The 19,428-nt window shown below is 71.5% G+C and carries 17 protein-coding genes; 1 reads left to right on the forward strand and 16 read right to left on the reverse strand.

Going from position 1 to position 19,428, the window contains the following annotated elements:
- Position 1: 1 nt before the first annotated feature.
- The gene (locus tag QN206_01420) at positions 2-343 is read right to left on the reverse strand and encodes a hypothetical protein (GenBank protein ID MDR7613466.1); all 342 of its coding nucleotides are present in this window, start codon (positions 341-343) and stop codon (positions 2-4) included.
- Positions 344-457: 114 nt separating this feature from the next.
- Here QN206_01420 and QN206_01425 point away from each other — a divergent pair, with 114 nt between their 5' ends.
- Complete coding sequence (locus QN206_01425; protein ID MDR7613467.1) at positions 458-2,416, forward strand: diguanylate cyclase; 1,959 nt, start codon at positions 458-460, stop codon at positions 2,414-2,416.
- Here the strand turns inward: QN206_01425 and cpaB are convergent.
- The 15 genes from cpaB to QN206_01500 form a co-directional block, all read right to left on the reverse strand.
- Positions 2,349-3,344, reverse strand: a complete 996-nt coding sequence (gene cpaB, locus QN206_01430) for a Flp pilus assembly protein CpaB (protein ID MDR7613468.1) — start codon at positions 3,342-3,344, stop codon at positions 2,349-2,351. The two genes, QN206_01425 and cpaB, sit on opposite strands and share 68 nt — an antisense overlap.
- 38 nt (positions 3,345-3,382) lie before the next feature.
- The gene (locus QN206_01435; GenBank protein MDR7613469.1) at positions 3,383-4,834 is read right to left on the reverse strand and encodes a hypothetical protein; all 1,452 of its coding nucleotides are present in this window, start codon (positions 4,832-4,834) and stop codon (positions 3,383-3,385) included.
- A 10-nt stretch (positions 4,835-4,844) separates the two neighbouring features.
- Complete coding sequence (locus tag QN206_01440) at positions 4,845-5,849, reverse strand: Ig-like domain-containing protein (GenBank protein MDR7613470.1); 1,005 nt, start codon at positions 5,847-5,849, stop codon at positions 4,845-4,847.
- Between the two features lie 83 nt (positions 5,850-5,932).
- Entirely contained in the window at positions 5,933-7,324 is a 1,392-nt protein-coding gene (gene rpoN, locus QN206_01445) for an RNA polymerase factor sigma-54 (protein MDR7613471.1), read from the reverse strand.
- A gap of 12 nt (positions 7,325-7,336) precedes the next feature.
- Positions 7,337-7,699: a response regulator gene (locus tag QN206_01450; GenBank protein ID MDR7613472.1), complete on the reverse strand. Its 363-nt coding sequence runs from the start codon at positions 7,697-7,699 to the stop codon at positions 7,337-7,339.
- The gene (locus QN206_01455; protein MDR7613473.1) at positions 7,689-9,614 is read right to left on the reverse strand and encodes a chemotaxis protein CheA; all 1,926 of its coding nucleotides are present in this window, start codon (positions 9,612-9,614) and stop codon (positions 7,689-7,691) included. Before QN206_01455 ends, QN206_01450 begins: the two co-directional genes overlap by 11 nt.
- Positions 9,601-10,113: a chemotaxis protein CheW gene (locus tag QN206_01460; GenBank protein MDR7613474.1), complete on the reverse strand. Its 513-nt coding sequence runs from the start codon at positions 10,111-10,113 to the stop codon at positions 9,601-9,603. Before QN206_01460 ends, QN206_01455 begins: the two co-directional genes overlap by 14 nt.
- Positions 10,114-10,118: 5 nt before the next feature.
- Positions 10,119-11,492, reverse strand: a complete 1,374-nt coding sequence (locus QN206_01465) for an HD domain-containing protein (protein ID MDR7613475.1) — start codon at positions 11,490-11,492, stop codon at positions 10,119-10,121.
- A gap of 49 nt (positions 11,493-11,541) precedes the next feature.
- On the reverse strand, positions 11,542-12,723 hold the full coding sequence (locus QN206_01470; protein MDR7613476.1) for a sigma-54 dependent transcriptional regulator: 1,182 nt from the start codon (positions 12,721-12,723) through the stop codon (positions 11,542-11,544).
- Positions 12,724-12,803: 80 nt separating this feature from the next.
- The gene (locus tag QN206_01475; protein ID MDR7613477.1) at positions 12,804-14,546 is read right to left on the reverse strand and encodes a methyl-accepting chemotaxis protein; all 1,743 of its coding nucleotides are present in this window, start codon (positions 14,544-14,546) and stop codon (positions 12,804-12,806) included.
- A 5-nt stretch (positions 14,547-14,551) separates the two neighbouring features.
- The gene (locus tag QN206_01480; GenBank protein ID MDR7613478.1) at positions 14,552-16,642 is read right to left on the reverse strand and encodes a methyl-accepting chemotaxis protein; all 2,091 of its coding nucleotides are present in this window, start codon (positions 16,640-16,642) and stop codon (positions 14,552-14,554) included.
- Between the two features lie 99 nt (positions 16,643-16,741).
- Positions 16,742-17,110, reverse strand: coding sequence for a hypothetical protein (locus tag QN206_01485; protein ID MDR7613479.1), 369 nt, complete (start codon positions 17,108-17,110; stop codon positions 16,742-16,744).
- An 85-nt stretch (positions 17,111-17,195) separates the two neighbouring features.
- Positions 17,196-18,059: an MBL fold metallo-hydrolase gene (locus QN206_01490; protein MDR7613480.1), complete on the reverse strand. Its 864-nt coding sequence runs from the start codon at positions 18,057-18,059 to the stop codon at positions 17,196-17,198.
- Between the two features lie 101 nt (positions 18,060-18,160).
- A complete protein-coding gene (locus QN206_01495; protein ID MDR7613481.1) occupies positions 18,161-18,532 on the reverse strand; it encodes a DUF1634 domain-containing protein in 372 nt (123 codons plus the stop codon).
- Positions 18,533-19,378 carry a sulfite exporter TauE/SafE family protein gene (locus QN206_01500; protein MDR7613482.1) on the reverse strand — a complete coding sequence of 282 codons (846 nt, stop codon included), beginning with the start codon at positions 19,376-19,378 and terminating at the stop codon, positions 18,533-18,535. It lies immediately after the preceding gene.
- Positions 19,379-19,428 lie beyond the last annotated feature (50 nt).

Below are 19,428 nucleotides of genomic sequence, written 5' to 3' on the forward strand. Positions count from 1 at the left end.
TCTAGCGCCGGCCCTCCAGGATGGCCGACCGCAGCATCTCCAGCTTCGCCGAGAGGAGGGTGGTGAGGGCCATCATCTGGAGGCCCGTGCGCGCGATCTCCACGCTCTCCAGCTCCGGATCCACCTCCGTGCCGTCCCACCGAACGAAGGCCACGCCCTCCGAGGGCACCCCGTCCGCGGGCGCCTCCTCCCACAGGGCCCGGAGGGTCGCCCCGAAGTCCACGTCCGCCCGCACATACCCCGGGGTGTGGGCGTTGGCCAGGTTACCGGCAAGGACCGCGTACCGGCGGCCCAAGGCCCGCAGGGAGGCCAGCAGGTACCGTCCCGTGGGATCCAACCCCATAGCCGCCCCCGAGCCTTGCAAGATCGGTGCCGGAGAGCCTAGAGTCTACGCAGACGCGGGAGCCCGTGGCAGGGATCTTGCAATCCCGAGGCCCAAACGGCGTCGGAGGCAAGGGTGGATCGCGGGTCCAACCCCCAGAACCGTCTCGAAATCCTCCTTGCGGTGGCGGAGCACCTGAACCGGCACACGGAGCTCCAACCCATGCTGGACTCCACCCTCCCCCTGATCCTGCAGCTCGTGGGATTGCCCGCTGGGTGGATCTTCCTGTGGGAAGACGAGGGGTTTTGGCTCGCGGCCGCCTCCGGCCTCCCTCCGGGGCTGGAGGCGGAGGACCGGGCTGCCCTGCGCTGGGCCACGTGCTCGTGCCAGCAGAGGCTCCTCGAGGGAAAGCTCCCGGAGCCCATAAACCTCTTGGAGTGCGAGCGGCTCTCTCGCCTCTCCGAGGGAGCAGAGGGGCTGCGCCTGCACGTCTCGGTGCCTCTCCGGACCGGGGACCGGACCCTCGGCATCCTCAACTTGGCGAAGGCGGACCCGGAGCCCCTGGATCGGACCGAGCTGGACCTCCTGCGGGTGATCGGGGAGCAGCTCGGGGTGGCCGTGGACCGGGCTCGGCTCTTCGCCCGCGTGAAGGGGATGCGGGAGCATGAGGAAGAGCAGGTCTCCCGCCTGGCCCAGGCCCTCGTGGACGCGAGTACCCTCGAGGAGGCCGCCCGGGTGGTGTTCGAGACGCTGCGGGAGCGGCTCGAACCCGATCGCCTCGCCCTCCTGGTGGTGGATCCCTCCGGGACCTACCTGGAGGCGGTGGCAGGGTGGGGATGGCCGGAGGGGCGGCTGGAGCACGTCCGGCTTCCCCTGCGTCCCGTGGACTCCAGCGGCCCGGCGTGGGCCCTGCACACGGGCTCCCCCCTCCTCGTGGACCTGGACACCGCGCCCTACCGGATTCCGGAGCAGCTGCGCCAGGCCGGGGTGCGGACCGTCCTGCTCCTCCCCATGCTCTCCGGGAAGGAACCCATCGGGGTCCTGGTGGCCCACTACTTCTCCCGGAGGGAGGTTCCGGAGCCGGTCCTGCGGTTCTGCACGCTCGCCGCCCGCCTCGCTGCGGGGGCCGTGGCCCGCGTGCAGGAGCACCTCCGCTACCGCCTCCTCTTCGAGCGGGTGCCCGTGGGGCTGTACCGATCCACGCCCACAGGGCAGCTCCTGGACGTCAACGAGGCCCTGGTGCGGATCGCGGGGTATCCGGACCGGGAGACCCTCCTGCGGACGAACGCCGCCCAGCTCTATGTGGACCCCAGGGATCGGGTGCGCTGGCAGCAGCTCGTGGACGACCAAGGGGTGGTTTCGGGGTTCGAGGTACGGTGGCGCCGCTACGACGGCACGGAGATCTGGATCCGGGAGAGCACCCGGGTCATCCGGGACGCCTCCGGAGCCCCGGTGTGCTACGAGGGGAGCGTGGAGGACATCACGGAGCAGAAGCGCTACCAGCTGGAGGTCACCTACCTCGCGAGCCACGACCCGCTCACGGGCGCCCTCAACCGCCGCAGCTTCCAGGAGGCCCTGGAGCGCCGGATCTCCATGAGCCGGACCACGGCCCAAAGCGGCGCCCTGCTGTTCCTGGACCTGGACGGGTTCAAGGAGGTCAACGACCGGTTCGGGCACCAGACCGGGGATGAGGTACTCCGGGCGGTAGTCCACCGCATCCGCACCCGGCTACGGGAGACGGATCTCCTGGGCCGGCTGGGCGGGGACGAGTTCGGGATCCTCCTCTACCCCGCGGACGGGACGAGGGCCAGGGCCGTGGCGGAGCGGGTCGTGCAGGCGGTACGGGAGTGGGCGGAGGCGGAGCTAGACGCCTCCGCGCGGATCACCGGCAGTTGCGGCATCGCCCTCTTCCCGGACCACGCCCTCACCGCGGAGGGGCTCCTCACCGCGGCGGATGCCGCCATGTACGCGGTGAAGGCCCGGGGTGGGAACGGCGTGGCGGTGTACGCTCGGGAGGACCCTGACCTCACCGGCCCGCTCCGGGAGGGCCCTGAGCCGCAAATCCCCCATCCTGAAGGCCACTCCCCTCGATGAACTGCGGCTCCCCGCCGCGGAAAGCCGGACCGGGCTCCTTCGGGCGCGCCGGGCGGGGCCTGGGTCCGGCCGAGGGAGGGGGCACTGCCCGGCGGGGCGGAGCCGTCACGACCGGCGGGAACCGGGGAGGCGGGGGGAGTAAGGTGGCCGGGCTCGGGCTCGGGGAGGGCTTCGGGTTAGGCCTCCGGGCCTCCGGCAGTCCGAGGAGATCCGGAAGGCCCGCCGCGGCCCCCCCTTCCCTCGTCTCGACCTGCGGATCCCTCGAGGATCGGGCCACGAGGGTGATCCTCCCGGAGTGCTGGGCCAGCACGACCCTGGGGACCGAGGGGGCGGGCACCTCCAAGGTTACCGCCACGGACCCGTTCCCCGCCGCATCTGTCTCCTGACCCCCGGTCCGGTCCGCCCGGATCACCCGGGCTCCCCGGACCAGAACCCGGGTGATCGGGGAGGGCCGTGAGAAGGTACCGAGCACGTCTACCCGGTCGCCCGGGAGGAGCCGGCCCATAACCGCATCCCTCGCGGGCACCACCACGGTGACGGCCTGCATTCCCTCCTCCACGGAGCCCGCCACGTCCACCACCCGGGCGGGCCGCTGCAGGGCATCCGCGGAGAGGACCTCGCCAGCCGCGATGGGCCGCCGGGCCACCATGCCCGCCACCTCCTCGAACCTCGAGACCGCGTCCGGGGGCACCCGATCGCGCGGGAGGGTCTCCTCCCGCACGGCCTGCGGGAGGATGGCCTCGCCGGCCGGGATTCCGACCGCGGCCACGAGCACCTGCGCCTCCGCGGGCGGCTCATGGGTCGGCGAGGCCAGCATCCATACCCCGGCCGCGGAGAGGGCCAGCACCAACCCGGAGAGCGCGATCCCCGCGGGCACCAGCACCTTGTCCACCAGCAGGCCGTCCGCCCCCTTGGGCACCGGCTTCACCTCCCCGCCTCCCAGCTTTTCCTTGCCTGGAACGGTCCTCATCGCCCCCCGGTCTCGCCCGTCCAGGGCCGGATCTGGGTGACTAACCTCCCGTCCACGTACACGAGGACCACGCACGGCCCTGAACACGAAACAGGTACCCGCACGGAGCTCGCGCCCCGGGTCTCCGCCTCGTGCAGTACCCGGGAGCCCTCTCCCTCCGCCACCACCACCCGCACCCGGGTCGCCCGGTTGACCTCGAGCTCCACTTCCCCAGTTCCGACGCGGCCTGCAGGTCTCCACACCACCCTCTCCCCCGGGCCTTCCCCTGACCCGCCCGCCTGCCTGGACGGGAGACGGCCCAGGGGGACCACGGGCGCTTGTTCCACCGCCCGCCTCGCGGCCTCCGCGAGCCCAGGATCCGAGCCCGCCAGGGCCGCGCGGAGCTTCGAGATGGCCGCCGCCCGGCTCTCCCACCCGAACGCCACCACGCCCTCGTACACCCCGAACGCTCCCTCCTGCCCGGTCCGGTAGAGTTCCCCCCTCCCGTAGACGCCCTCAAAGGCCCCGGACCCGATCGCCGGGTCCAACTCCACCCGGAGCCTCTCCCCCTCCCCCCACACCCGGAGCCCGATCCTCCCCCCGGGCAACTGCACCTCCAGGGTGCCCTCCGGATCGCCCTGCTTCACCATCATCACGTACCTCTGCCGCATGGGCAGCCGCCCGCTCGCCCGCATCCCCGCCAGCTCCACCGTGGCCTCGTGCTCGTAGATCAGGGTGGCCGGAAGCACAGGGAGTCCGATCAGCAAGATCGAGACCGCGGCGGACACCCAGGCCTCCGACCAGTTGGTCCCCGTGTTTCGGAGGCGGAGCCGCACCGGCAGGCCCAGTCCATGACCCGGAGGGAGCCCCTCCTCCTGCACCCGGGCCTCCGGCTGGGGGGAGGCTTGCACAACCGGTGCCGGAGACGGGGAAGCCGGCGGTTGAAGGGGTGGGGTCGGCTCAGGGACAGGTGTGGGAGGTGGAGGAGGGGGTGGTGTAGGGGAACTCCGGGGTCGGGGACGGGGGGTGGGCCGAGGAGTGGAGGCCTTCTGGGGGGAAGCACGGGACGCCGCGGGGCGGGAGGGGATTACCTCCACGATGTCCGCGGTGCGCCGGCGGCCCACCGCGACCCAGAACACCAGGAGTTGTCCGCCCACCCGGACGTGGAGGTTCGTGGACCCGGACCGCCCCACCGCGTACAGGGCCACGGTCCCCTCCCGGGCTCGCACCCACGCCCGCACCACCCGCTGGTTCCCCAGCGCGATGTACTCCACGGGCTTCGGAAAAAGCAAAAACATCGTGTAGCCTGGCTGGACCACCAGGGCATAGCGCTTTCCGGCAGAGACGGTGAGCCTGAGCCGGGCCGGGGGTTCCCCCGCAGGGGCGGCCCACCCGGAGGTCGCCAGCAAGAGCACGCCCACCACCGCCGCGGCCCGGAGGTCGGTGCGCCGGTTTCTCCGCCGTTCCATGCCGCCCGCCTTACGGGGTGGTGTACGTCACCTGGATGGAGGGCGCGAAGAACTGCTCGAGGTCGTCGTTGCCGTCCCCGTTAGGGGAGGTCGTGAAGACGAACCGGATCCCGATGTGGGTCTTCTGGAGCTGTGCCCGCACGAGAGGGGTGGCATCGAATGAGAAGGGGAGGGGCGTGGACGCCTGACTGCCCCCGAACACCGCGACCACAGAGGCGAGCGGGGAACTGAAGAAGTCGTCCGGAGCCAGAATACCCGGGGAGGTGTCGTCCAGCCACGCCACCCCGTGGGCCCAGAGGTTGGGCCAGCTCCCCCACGGGTTGCCTTGCACGGTCTGCCGCTGGCCCGTGTAGACCGCGCTCACCACGCTCACCCCCGGGGCCCCGAGTTCCGCGGGGACCCGGAAGGCCACGAAGGCGGCGGCGACCCCGCCGTTGTTGCAGGGCCCGGTATTCGGACTTTCGTCGTCCCCCGCCACCATCACGGGGGAAACCGCCCCGTTGCTGCACACCGTCCCCACCACCGCGGGCCCAAGAACCACGGTCACGGGCGCGGAGGGGGGTCGGGTGGTGAACCGCCACGTGTACGGCTGCAGCAATACCCGGCCGTCCACCGTCTCCACCCCGGGCTCCACGGTCACCGTGTAGGTGGCGTTGTTCGCGAGCCTCAGTCCACCGAGTCGAACCCCCGTTCCCCCGGAGGTGAGGGTACAGGAGGTCGGGCCCGCGAGGGGAGGGGGCTCGATGGTGATGGAGAGGCAGGCGGTGGTGCGCCGGATGATGTCGCTGAAGATCACCACGATCTCCGTGAGCGGAGAGACCCCGGTCTCCCCGTCCCGCGGCACCGTGGAGACCACTTGGAGGAAGGGCTGGGGCGCCGGGGAAATCGGGGAGGTGGTGGGAGTCGGCGTGGGAGCGGGCGGAGGATTCGTCGCCGCGAGAAGGGACAGGAGACCGCACCCCGAGCTCAGGAAAACCGCGAGGAGAACCGGCAAAAGCCTCCAGAAGCCGCGCACCCCGCTCCCTCCGGACACCTCAGTCCCCGCGGTGAACTTTCTGAAAGCTGTCGTTCGGATCATAAGAGCATCCCGTGCGCGCGTCAAGCGGACCGCATCCGCCGCCGCACGCGCGCGGACGGGATTCCCGCCATCTCCCGGTACTTGGTCACCGTACGCCGGGCCAGGAAAATCCCCTCCTCCCGCAGCCGTTCAACCAGCTCCTCGTCCGTGAGGGGCCGGTCCGGAGGCTCTGAGGCCACGAACTCCCGGATCCGCTCCCGCACGGGGAGGCTTCCATCGAAAAATACCCCGAAGGAGACCACCCGGCCGTCGGGCATCTGCACGAACTTGCCCGCGAGGGCCCGGCTCACCGTGGACTCGCAGACCCCCAGTTCCCGGGCCACCTGCGTGAGGGTGAGGGGGCGGAGGAACCGGGGGCCGTGGTCGAGAAACGCCCGCTGGTAGTGCGCGAGGAACTCCGTGCACCGGTAGAGCATGGTGTTGCGGCGGCGCACCGCCTCGATGAAAAGCCGGCCCCGGCGCAGGTGGGCCCGCAGCCGCTCCCGTTCCTCTGGTGAGAGTTCCGCGGCCAGGAGCGCCCGCCGCACGAGGGGGTTGATGCGGAGCGCGAGGGCATTGCTGGCCACGAGCTCCACCCGGTAGCCCTCCCCCGTGCGGGTGAGGACCACGTCTGGGAATGCGAGCTCCTCGGGCCGCACCTCGCGTCCCCCGCACTCCGCGTAGAAGGCCTCCGCGGGCGCGGGCACGGTGTGGGTCCGCAGGTAGCGGAGGACCTCGTGCACGGTTTCCAGCCGCACTCCCAACCGGGCGGCCACCCTCTCGTGCCGGCCCCGGGCCAGATCCTCCAGGTGGTGGGTCACCAGGGTCCGTGCGAGGTCCCGGAGCGGGTGGTCCGGAAGCCGCTCCAGCTGTAAGAGGAGGCACTCCCGCGCGTCCCGGGCTCCGATGCCCGCGGGTTCCAGGGCTTGCACGGCCCGCAGGGCCTGCTCCGCGAGCGCTTCAGGGACCCCGAGCTCCGCGGCCACGTACCGCAACTCGCCCTCCAGGTAGCCCCGGGGGTCCAGGTAGCCCAGGAGGTGCAGGGCCACCCGGAGCAGCCCCGGATCCCGCACGCTCACCCGCAGCTGGGCCTCCAGGTGGTCCAGGAGATTCGTGGGAGCCCGGACGAGCTCCAGGACGGAGGGGCGCTCCTCCCGGAATCCGGGGTCCGCCCGCTCCCACCGGAACCGGGCCGATCCGCCCAGCAGGCCGTACCCGCACCGGCCGCATACCACCCCTTCCGCCTCCGTACCGCACTGCGGGCAGATCCAAGGCACCCGTTCCAGGACCGGGTTCTCCGCGAGCTCCTGCTCCACCCGGCTCACCAGCTCCTGCACGGGGAGGGGCAGGATGGCGTTCGCGGCGAGCACCACCTGTAGGGCCCGGGCCTCGGGCTGGACCACCGTGACGGGCGCGAGCTCTAGGCTCACCATGCTTTCCTCCCACTACCGAAGGGCTCTTTGGATGGCCTCCACCAGGCGCGCCTGATCGAAGGGCTTCACCACGAAGTCCCGGGCACCCGCCTGGATGGCCTCCACCACCAGGGCCTGCTGCCCCATGGCGCTCACCATCACGATGCGGGCCGCGGGGTCCCGGCGCAGGATCTCCCGGACCGCCCGCACCCCGTCCATCTCCGGCATGGTGATGTCCATGGTCACCACGTCGGGTCTCGTCTCCTCGTACCGCTCGATGGCCTCCAGGCCGTTGCTGGCCTCCCCCACCACCTGGAAGCCGCTGTTGGTGAGGACCTCCCGGAGCATGGCCCGCATGAAGGCCGCATCGTCCACCACCAGGACCCTAACCGACATGCGCCAGTTCCTCCTCCCGTACCGTGAGGCGTACGAGGCGCACGGGATCCAGGATGAGGGCCACCCGCCCGTCTCCCAGGATGGTGGCTCCGGATACCCCGGGCACCTCGCCGAGGTAGGCCCCCAAGGGCTTCACCACCACCTCCCCCTCGCCCACCACCCCGTCCACCCAAAGCCCCACCCGCCGCCTGCCCGAGCTCACCACCACGCACAGGAGCCGGTCCGGCTCCGGAGGCACCGGTAGTTCCAGGATCTCGTGCACGGACACCAAGGGCAGCACCGAACCCCGCAGCACCGTGGTCCGGCACGATCCCACCCGGTGCACGCGGAAGGCGGGCACCTCCACGATCTCGTGCACGGAGGAGAGGGGGATCGCGTAGCGCTCCCCGCCGCAGGTCACCGTGAGGGCCCGCACGATGGCCAGGGTAAGGGGGAGGCGCAGGAGGAACCGGGTGCCCTTTTGCCGCTCCGTCTCCACCTCCAGGCTCCCGCCCACCGCCTGCACCCCGGCCCGCACCGCGTCCATGCCCACGCCCCGGCCGGAGACGTCCGTGACCGCGGCCGCGGTGCTGAGCCCCGGGTGGAAGATGAGCTCCACCGCCTCCCGGTCCGACAGGCGCGAGGCGGCCTCCGGGCTCAGGATGCGCAGCTCCACGGCCCGGCGGCGTACCCGATCCGTGTCAATCCCCCGACCGTCGTCCTCCACCACCACCACGATCCCGTCCTCCTGGTAGGCCGCTAGGCGCAGCCGGCCCGCCCGCGGTTTGCCGAGCCGCTCCCGCTCCTCCGGGGGTTCGATGCCGTGGTCCACCGCGTTGCGCACGAGGTGCATGAGCGGGCCGCCGATCTGCTCGAGGATGGACCGGTCCAGCTCCACATCCTGCCCCTCCAGCACCACCTCCACCTCCTTACCGGCCCGCCGGGCCAGGTCCCGCACGTAGCGGGGGAAACGGCTGAAGAGGTGCTCGATGGGCAGCATGCGGGTCTTGAGCACCTGGGCCTGGAGGTCCGTGGCAACGCGGCCCAGGTGGGCCGCGGCGTCCAACAGCTCCTCCGCGAGGGCGTGGTCTCCCCCGCCCGTCCGCAGCCGGTGGGCGATCTGCTGGAACCGGATCCGGTCCACCACCAGTTCCCCCACGAGGTTCATGATCCGATCCAGCCGTTCCACGTCCACCCGCACGGTGCGCAGGGCGGCCCGCCGGGTCGTCTCCGGATCGTCGGAGAGTTTGCCCCGCGCTTGCGGGCCCAGGTCCAGCCAACGCTCGTCCCTCGGGGCGTCCGAGGCGGGCAGGACCCGCACGGACTCCACGTCCGCGCCCGAGAGGAGCTGCGCCAGGGCCTCCGGCTCCCGCACCCGGGCCCGGCAGCTCAGTTCCAGGTCCACGTTCCCCCGGCGGATCTCCTCCTCGGAGGGCACCACCTGCTCCACCTCTCCCTCCCGCCGCAGCACCTGCAGCAGGGCGAGAGCCCGGGCGGCCCGCATGGGGCAGTCCTCCCGCATCCGGATCCGGATCTCCACGGGGTGGAGCGTCTCCGCGGGCCTCCTCTCCCAAGCCTCCAGCCGCCGCACGAGGTCTTTCACCTCCGTGCGCTCCTCGCCCGCCTCCGCCACCTCCTGCCGCAGGGTCCGAAGCGCATCCACGCACGCGAGCAGGAGATCCGTCAACCCCTCTAGGTCCTGACGGCCCCGGCGCAGGGCATCCAGCACCCCCTCCATGCGGTGCGTGAGCTCCGCCATCCGCCGGAACCCGAGGGCTCCCGCGCTCCCCTTGAGCGTGTGGGCACTTCGGAAGAGCTCGCGGACGAGACCCGCCTCCACCCCCTCCCGCTCAAGGCGCAGGACCCCCTCCTCCAGGACCTGGAGGTGCTCGTCCGCCTCCGCGAGGAAGGTAGGGAGGAGCTTAGCGAGGTGCACCGTCTCCCTCCGCGGGCGCGAGGGCGGGTTGGAATTCCCGGAGGGCCTGTTGCTCCGTGACCTCCAGAACCCGCGGCAGATCCAGCAGGAGGATGAGTCCGTCCCCGTGCTTGGCGACCCCCCGGAGGAACGCCACCTGGCCGGGGCCCAACAGGTCCTCCGGCGGCACCACGCTGCTCTCGGGAACCCGGAGCACCTCCAGCACCGCGTCCACCACCACGCCCACCCGGTTCCCGTCCATCTCCACCACCACGATGCGGGTCGAGCCGTCCCTCTGGTCCGCGGGAAGCCCGAACCTCCGCCGCAGGTCCAGCACGGGGATCACCTGCCCCCGGAGGTTGATGACGCCCTCCACGAAAGCAGGCGCCCGGGGGATGCGGGTCACCTCCTGCATCCGGATGATCTCGTGCACGTGCTCGATGGCGAAGCCGTACCGCTCCCGATCGAGCCGCACCACCACCAGGTGCCGCTCGGGTTCGCTCGCCGCTTTGCGGTCCACCGCGCTCACCTCCCCGATTCCAGCTCCACGTGGACCTCGCCGCTCCGGAGGACCTCCACGAAGACGTCCACGACTTCCGGAGCAAACTGCCGCCCCCGCTGGGCCCGCAGCTCCTCCACCGCCGCCTCCACGGGCACCGCGGGCCGGTAGATGCGGCCCGCGGTCATCACCTCGAAGGCGTCCACCACGGCCAGAACCCGGGCCCCCACGGGGATCTCCTCTCCCCGAAGCCCCATGGGGTATCCGCGGCCGTCCCACCGCTCGTGGTGGTGCAGGACCCAGCGCACCACGTCCTCCCCGAATCCCGCCGCGGAGAGGATCTCCGCGCCCATCACCGTGTGTCGCTTCACGAGCTCGAACTCCTCCGGGGTGAGGGGCCCGGGCTTGAGGAGGATGGCGTCGCTAATGCCGATCTTGCCCACATCGTGCAGCATCCCCGCCACCCGCAGTTCCTGCAGGGCGAACTCCGAAAACCCCAGCCGCCGGCCCACGGCCACCGCGTAGCACGCGAGCCGCTCGCTGTGGCCCCGCAGGGTGGCCTCGTGGAGCTCGCAGGCGTAGGCCAGGGCGTTCACGAGGCTCTGGTTCGCCTGCTGGACCCGCCGCACGAGATCCACCTGCAGGAGGGGCAGGGCTCCCAGAACACCCAGGAGGTTCAGGAGCTCCCGGTGCACGGGGCCGAAGGGTTCCCGGGTCCGGAAGACCGTGAGGGCGCCCAGGGTGCGGTCCGCGGTGGCGAGGGCCGCGGTGAGCACCTCCTGGGAATCCTCCGCGGGCAGGTGCGCGTGGGTCAGACGGTCGGGCAGGAACGTCCACAGCTGCTCCGCCCACGAGCCGCCCGCCCGCTGCACCGTGGCCACCATCAGGTCCTGGGCCTGCGGGCTCAGGGTCACCACCGCGGCCCGTTCCGCGCCCAGACTGTGCCGGGCGATCTCCACCAACCGCCGCAGCACGCCCTCCGGGCTCCCGTCCGCGGGCACGAGGTCCCGCAGCTGCTGGAGCGGCCGCAGCACCGCGAGCTGTGCCTCCTCCCGGAAGGCCCGGTGCGTCCGCACCGCGGAGAGCACCTCCTCCGCGAGGGCCCTCCCCGTGGCAGGCGGGGCCAGCAATCCCCGCGCGCCGCGCCGCACCGCCTCGGGCATCTGCTCAGGAGCGGCCACGGCCACCACGGGGAGGTGCGGATACGTCCGGGCAAGCACCGATAGGGCCTCCAGGCCCTCCTCGCCCATGGCCGCCACGTCCACCGCGAGGGCGTCCGCTTCCTCGCTCAGAAGCGCGGCCCGGGCCGCGTCCAGGGTGGGAACCCAGCGGAAGGCCACGGGGGATCCGTCCTCCTCCGGGGGATCCGGCCTCAGCGCCACACACCGCAGCGGCTCCACGCAGACGCCTCCCACCCGTGGGATTGCAACTCCCGTGCCGTCCAGAAGATCAGGCGGCCCCGTCCAGCCGGATGTCCGCGGCGCCGATCCACTCGTCCTGGGTCAGGATGACGGCCCGGTGGATCACCGCCTCCAGCTCCCGCACGTTGCCGGGCCACGAATACTCCAGGAGCTTGCGCAGCGCCGCTTCCCGCAGACCCCGCACGGGCTTACCGGTCTGCTTGCGATACTTCTGCACGAAGAACTCCGCGAGCAGGGGCACGTCCTCCATCCGCTCCCGGAGAGGCGGAAGCCGCAGGGTCACCACGTTGAGCCGGTAGTACAGATCTTCCCGGAAGATCCCCTCCTGCACCATCCGGTGCAGGTCCCGGTTGGTGGCCGCCACCACCCGGCAGTCCACCTTGATGGGCCGGGTACCGCCCACCCGCTCCACCACCCGCTCCTGCAGCACCCGCAGCAGCTTCACCTGCATGCGGGGCGACATCTCGCCCACCTCGTCCAGGAAGATGGTGCCCCCGTGGGCCTGCTCGAACTTCCCCGGCCGGGAAGAGAGCGCGTGCGTGTAGGCACCCTTCTCGTGGCCGAAGATCTCCGTCTCCAGCAGGGTCTCGGGAATGGCGCCGCAGTGCATCACCACGAGCGGCCCGCTGGCCCGGCGGCTCTGCAGGTGGATGGACCGGGCCACCAGCTCCTTCCCCGTGCCGCTCTCCCCCACCAGCAGCACCGTGGCGTCCGTGGGCGCCACGATGGAGGCCACCCGCAGGACCTCCAGCATGGCGGGGCTCGTCCCCACCACCCCGTCGAACCGGTACGCCCGGGCTAGGTCCGCCTGCAACCGGGCCCGCTCCTCCCGCAGCCGCCGGTCCTGCGCCAACTCCAGCACCCGGACGAAAAGCCGCTCCTCCCACCCGGGCCCCGTGAGGAAGTCCAGGGCGCCGTGGCGCACCGCGGCGACCGCCTCCTCCACGGTGCCCGTGGGGTGCACCACGAGCACCGGGCAACCCGGGAAGGCGGCCACCAGTTCCGGGACGGCCTTCGGATCCGCGGTGACCACCACGTGAGCCCCGCCCGGATCCATCTCCCGGCCCACCCGGACGCTCGCCCCCTCCTGCTCGAGCCGGGCCCCCACGGCTCCCAGCAGGCCCTGTCCGCCGTCCACCAAGAGGACGTTTAAGCCCCGGAGGGGGCTTGCGAAGGATTCCGCGGCGCTCGTGATGGCGGCAGCCCGCATCGCGCTCAATCCGTTCCGGTTGCGAGGATCCCAGGGGGACTCGCGTCCGAACATTATGCAAAAACCGTGCCGCAACTCCTCTACACCGCGAACTGGGCCACGAGCCGCTCCAGTTCCCCGGCCACCTGGGCCAGGCGTTGGGCACTCCGGGAGATTTCCTGGGTGCTGCTGGAGATCTGCTCCGTGGCCGCGCTCACCTCCTCCGCGGAGGTGCTGTTCTGCTGAGCGAGCTGCAGAAGCTGCGCCACGATTCCCTCGATCTGCTGGGCGCTCGCGGCGAGCTGCTGGGTGGCCGCGGAGATTCCCTCCACCCGGATGGTGACGTCGTGGACACTGGTGCGGATCCGCTGGAACGCCTCCCCGGCCTCGTCCACAAGCCGCACCCCGGTCTCCACCTCCCGGGCGCCCTGTTCCATGGCCCGCACGGCCCGCTGGGTCTCCGACCGGATCTCCTCCAAAATCCCCCCGATCTGCTCCGCCGCCTGCGCGCTCTCCTGCGCCAACTTCCGTACCTCCTCCGCCACCACCGCAAACCCCCGACCCTGCTCCCCAGCCCGCGCCGCCTCAATGGCCGCGTTCAGCGCCAGCAGGTTCGTCTGCGACGCAATCTCCGTGATCAACTTCACGATCCGCCCGATGTTCTGCCCCCGCTCCTGCAGCGAACCGATCACCTGCCCCATCTCCTCCGTGGCCTCCCGGATCCCCCCCATGGCCTGCACGGCCCGCTCCACCCGCAGGGCCCCTTCCGCCGCGGCCTCGTTGGCCTGCTGGGCCAGGGCGGCCGTACGCCCCGTGTTCTGGGCCACCTCCTCCAGGCTCTGGCTCATCTGCCGCACGGTCTCCGTGGTCTCCGTCACGCTACGCACCTGCTGCTCCGCGCCGCCAGCCACCTGCTGCACCGCCCGGGCGATCTCCTCCGCACTCCGGCTCATCTGCTCGCTGCTTGCGGCCACCTGCTGGGAGGCGCTCGCCACTTCCCCGGCGGTGGCGGCGATGCGGTGGATGAGACCGGCCAGCCGCTCCGCGGTCTGATTGAAGCCCGCGGACACCCGACCGAGCTCGTCCTCGCCCCGCACGGGGACCCGCACCCGGAGGTCCCCGCCCGCGAGGGCGGAGAGGGCATGCTGGAATGCGGCCACCTGGCCTGCCATCTCCCGCGCGGAGAACACCGCGAGCACGCTGCCCACCACAAACCCGAACACCAGCAGGGCCCACAGGGCCCCGCGCATCCCCGCGGTGCGGGCCGCGGCCGCGCTCATCTCGGCCCGGGTGGCGGCCTCAAAGGCTTCCTGCACCTGCCCCACGTACTGCCGGGCCGGCTCCAGGGTGCTCATCACCGCGGTCCGGGCCCGCTGCTGGGCCGTATAGGACGGCAGCTCTCCTCGCTCGTACAGCTTCCAGACCGCGGTGATCTCCTGCCGCCACCGGTGCACCCCGTCCGCGAACGCGTCCAGCAGCATGACGATCCCCTGTTCGGGGACGAGCTCCTTGGCCCGGTTCGCCCGCTCCACCGCACGGCGCAGGTTCTCGTCCACCCCTTGGGCGAGCTCCCGGTAACTGGCCTGCCAGGTGGGCGTGGCCAGCAGAAGGTAGAAGGCGGAGAGGGCCCGGTACAGGTCCCGGTCCGCTTGGAGCACCAGCGCCAGGGCCGCGGCCCTCCGGTTCCCCAATGTCTCCAGATCCCGGTGCACCGCGCCCACGCTCCGCAGCCCCACCAGGCCCACCGCGAGCCCCAGGAGCGTTGGGATGGCCGCCAGAGCCAGCAGTTTCGTACCCATGGGCCAGTTGGAAAGGCGCATCCAGCGTCGCAGCCCGCGCCTCATCCCCCTCACCCCCTTCCCCTCATCAAACCTGGAAGGCGGCCACGAGCTTCTGGAGGTCCGTGGCGAGCTGGGCGAGGGACTGCCCGTGCCGGGCGAGTTCGTGGCTGCTGGCGGAAATCTGCTCCGTGGCCGCGCTCACCTGCTGGGCGGAGGCGCTGTTCTCCTCGCTGATGCCCGCGAGGTCCCCCGCGGCCGCGTCCACCTGCCGGGCCGCCCCAGAGAGTTCTTCCAGGAAACCCCGCACGTGCTCCACCCGCCGGGCCATCCCCTCCACGGCGCGCAGGATCTCGCCGAAAGCCTCGTCCGCCCGGCCGATCACCTCCACGCCCCGGGCGACCTCTGCGCCCGTGTGGTCCATGGCCCGCACGGCCCGCTGGGTCTCCGACCGGATCTCCTCCAAAAATCCCCCCGATCTGCTCCGCCGCCTGCGCGCTCTCCTGCGCCAACTTCCGTACCTCCTCCGCCACCACCGCAAACCCCCGACCCTGCTCCCCAGCCCGCGCCGCTTCAATGGCCGCGTTCAGCGCCAGCAGGTTCGTCTGCGACGCAATCTCCGTGATCAACTTCACGATCCGCCCGATGTTCTGCCCCCGCTCCTGCAGCGAACCGATCACCTGCCCCATCTCCTCCGCGGCCTCCCGGATCCCCGTCATGGTGGCCCGGGCCTCCTCCATCTGCTCCCGGCCGTGCGAAGCGGCCGAGAGCGCCTGGCCTGCGGCCTGGGCCGCGTCCGAGGCTTCCCGGGCTGCCTCGCCCAGGGCCTGGGTCATGTGCTGGATGGCCTGCACCACCTCGCCCACCTTGCGGGCCTGTACCTCGGCCCCCTGGCTTACCCCCTGTACCGCGGTGGCGATCTCCGAGACGCTGCGGTTCGTCTGCTCGCTGGTGGCCGCCATCTCCTCCGCGGAGGCGGTGAGGGTGCTCGAGACCCCGTGCACCCGGCCCACGGTCTCGTGCAGCCACGCGACGATGCGGTTGAAGGCCTGAGCCACCTGCGCGATCTCGTCCCGCCCCCGCACCGGTACCCGCACCTGCAGGTCCCCGCTCCCCACCCGCTCCAGGACCGAGACCAATCCGCCCAGGGGCCGGGTGATGCTGCGGCTGATCCCGGTGGCGAGGAGAGCGGTGCCGAGCAGGAGTCCTGCCAGCAAGACGCCCATGCCCACCAGGCGGGACCGGGCCTGGGCCGCGCGGGTCTCCAACACCTCCCGCAGCACCCGGGTGGACTCCCGCAGCAGCTCGAACTGGGCGTCGATGGCCTGGCTGGCCTGGGCGAAGAAGTCATCCGGGGTGAGGGTGAAAGATCCCGCGCGGACCACCTGCTCCTCCACGGTACGCAGGTAACCCTCCAGCTGCTCCTGGGCCGGCCTCAGCTTCGGCTCCAGGGCGGACCGGATGCGGGGAGAAGCCTCCTGCGCAAGGCGGAGCTGCCGATCGGCGTGCGCCCTACTCAGCCGGATCGCCTCGATCCGGCTGAGTAGGGCGGCTTTCTCCTCCGGATCGGCCTTTCCCCGCGCGAGGATGCCCCCTCCCAGAGCCTGGAGCTGTCCCATGGCCTCGATCATCTCCGGGAGCGGCTCCAGCACCGCGTTTCCGAGGTACAGCCCGTCCCCGTAGGGATCCAGGGTGATGCCCGACGTCACGCCCACGTGGTAGACGAGGTCGAGGATCTTCCGGACGAGGGCGGAGTGACGCTCGAAACTTTCCTCCGCCCCCAGCCGCGGGAGCTCGGAGGCGATCCGGCTCCACTCCTCCCGGATGCGCTGGAGGGCCTCCGCGGTGCGCAGCTCCTGGCCGGACCGGCGGTCCAGGATGGACAACCTCTCCAGCTCCCGCTCCACCCCCTCCCGGGCCTGCGCGAGCTTCTGGGCCACGTCCCGGCCGCTCAGGTGCTGAACCGACAGCCCCCGGTGCAGGGCCACCTGCTGGAAGAGGTGGCTCAGGGCCTCCACCGCTTCCGCGCCGGCGGCCTCCCGCCGCGCGGTGCGAAGCACGGACGCGTCGTAGGCGAGGCGCAGGGCGCCGAGCAAGAGGCTCACCACGAGGCCCGCGGCCCCCAGGATCGCGAGCTTCACCGGCACGCGAAGGTTTGCCAACACCTTCCTCCCTCCTCTGCGATCCGTGATCCCACGAGGAGGCGTTGCAAACTCCGTGCCGGGCGGGCCCTGGAGCCGTGGTTGGACGGGGGTTCGGGCTTAACCGCCGTACAGTTCCCGCACCGCCTGGTCGAAGAACCGCCGGCCCGCATCCAGGCGCTTCCGAAACTCCCGCTTCAGCACCCGCAGGTGGATGCGGCCTTCGCCGGTGATGGCGAGGGCCCACCGCCGACGGCCCTCGGGGTTCACCCAGCGTCCCTCCACATATCCCTCCGCGATGAGGCCCCGGACCACCTTGGAGACCGTGCCCTTGTTGGGGACCCAGAACCCTTCCCCGCCCAGATCCCGGATCCTCCGCAGGAGGTCTGCCTCGCTGAGCCCGGATTCGGCCTCGAGGAAGTGGAGGACGAGCAGGGCCACAAGCCTCTGGGCGCTCGTGATCCCCAAGTTTATGGCGGTGGGCGGCATGGCCAGCTGACCAAACAGGGATTCGCGGTGTCTCGCGGGGTTCCTGCTTCCTGGCCTTCCCGCCGCCCCGGTCCGAGCGGCCCGCTCAGGGTGTACCGCTGGACTTCCGGTCCACAGGACCCCGCAGGGGCACCACGAGCAGGTCCTCCCCCACGACCACCTCGCCACCGTACACCGCCCGGACCTCCGCGGCGATCTCCCCGGGATCCACGCCCCGGGGGAGGTGGTGGAGCACCAAACGCCTCGCTCCCGCCGACCGGGCCAGCAGGCCCGCCTGGCGGGCGGTGAGGTGCTGGCCCTGGAGGTACTGCCAGACCCGCTCCCCCTCCGGCCCCCGGTAAACGGTCCTCCGGGCCCCCTCCACCAGGGAGCACTCCAGCACGAAGACGTCCGCACCCCGGGCGAACTCCGCGAGGGGTTCGAAGTACGCGGTGTCCCCGGAAACCACCACGCAGCCCTCCGGGTGCTCGAACCGGTACGCGAGGTTGTAGGCGGAGTGCACGGTCTGGAAGGCGGAGATCCGGACCTCTCCGGGGTAGTCCACCGGGCCAGGACGGACCTCGTGCGCCGCGATGTCCCGCAGCCCGTTCGGGGGACGTCCCGTGGAGATCCGATACGCCAGGTCCTCCGCGAGGAGCTCCTCGAAGAGCAGGGCGTGCATCCGCGCGGTCCCCGGAGGGCCGTACACCCGCAAAGCCCGGCGGCCGTCGCTCCAGCCCGCGATCACGAAGTAGGGGTACCCGAGGATGTGGTCCGCGTGGAGGTGGGTGAAGAACACCGTCTGGACCCGCTGGGGCGGAATTCCCGCCCGCACGAGCTGCAGGGTCGTGCCCTCCGCGCAATCCACGAGGAGGAGTTCCTCGCCGAACCGGAGGAGGGTCGCGGGGCCGGATCGCTCCAGATCCGGACGGATCACCCCTGTCCCCAGAAGCACGACCTCCGCGGACATGGATCCGCTTCCCCCGCTCACAGCCGGAGCGTGTCCGAGACCACCAAGATCACGTTGCGCTCCGAAGGCATGGAAAGCACCTCCGATACGAGGGATTCGCGTTATCGCCCCAACCCCCCTCCCCCAGTCCCCAGGAGCAGGATCCCCAGGACCACCGCGGTGATGCCGACGAAGACCCAGTCGCGCTCCGCGGCGAACAGCATTAGGGTCACGGCCACCCGGAGGATGGGGGTCAGGATGAGCAGGAGAAGACCCAGGTGAAGGACGGCTACGGGATCCCCTCGGGCGAGACCGCGGAGGATGTGAAGGGGGGTGGGAGGGGTACCGTGCCGGAGGAGCTCAGGTGGGAGGGAACTTCCCTGCGGGCCGTGCAGGAAGAAGCCCGCAAGGCCCAGGGCCAGGACGGCCCCGGCCACCGCGACCCCCACCCGGAGGAGAAGACCGATGCGCTCCTCCACGGACCGGCCCCGCACCTACATCCTCCCCAGCCCGCGCAGGATCATCTCCACCGCCACGAGCCCCAGGACCGGTACGAAAACTCCCCGCACCGCCCGGTTGCTGAGCTGTGCGAGCAACTTCGCGCCCACGGTGGCCCCCCCGAGCACCCCCAGGGCCACGGGCGCCGCGACGAGAGGGGGGATCTCCCCGCGCCAGAAGTAGATCCCCGCGCTCGCGGCCGCGGTGACCCCGATCATGAAGTTGCTGGTGGCGGTGCTCACCTTCATGGGAAGGCGCATGGCGGTGTCCATGGCGAGGACCTTGAGCGCTCCGGAACCGATTCCCAGCAGTCCCGAGGCCACCCCCGCGCCGTACATCATCGCCATCCCGAGCGGGACGCGGGTGACCTGGTAGGGGATCGGGCGACCCGTGGCGGAATCCGGGTAGGAGGAGGCGAGGCGGAGCCGCTCGGCCAGGGCGTCCGGAACAACGCCCTGGGGGACTTCCTCGCCGAGCCTCGCGGCCGTGGGCACCACGGAGAGGAGGAGGAGAAGCCCGAAGAGCACGAACAGCACCCCTTCCCGCACGTGCGGCGCCACCAGGGCGCCGCTGATGGCCCCCAGGGTGGTGGCGAGTTCCAGGAGCACGCCCACCCGGAGGTTGGTGAGCCGGTCCCGGAGGTAGGCGGCTGCAGCCCCGCTGCTCGTGGCGATGACGGAGACGATGCTCGTCCCCACCGCGAGCCGGAAATCCATCCCGAACCCCACGGTGAGCAGGGGGATGAGGAGCACCCCGCCCCCCAGGCCCACGAGGGAGCCGAGCAGCCCGGCCAACGCGGAGGCCAAAAAGATCGCTCCCAAAAAGGAGGCCACGCCGAACACCGGAACGCTCCTCTGCCGGCTTTCAGTATGTACCCTGCAGCCGCTGAGCT

This window comes from Armatimonadota bacterium (assembly GCA_031460175.1).
Lineage (GTDB): Bacteria > Sysuimicrobiota > Sysuimicrobiia > Sysuimicrobiales > Sysuimicrobiaceae > Sysuimicrobium > Sysuimicrobium tengchongense.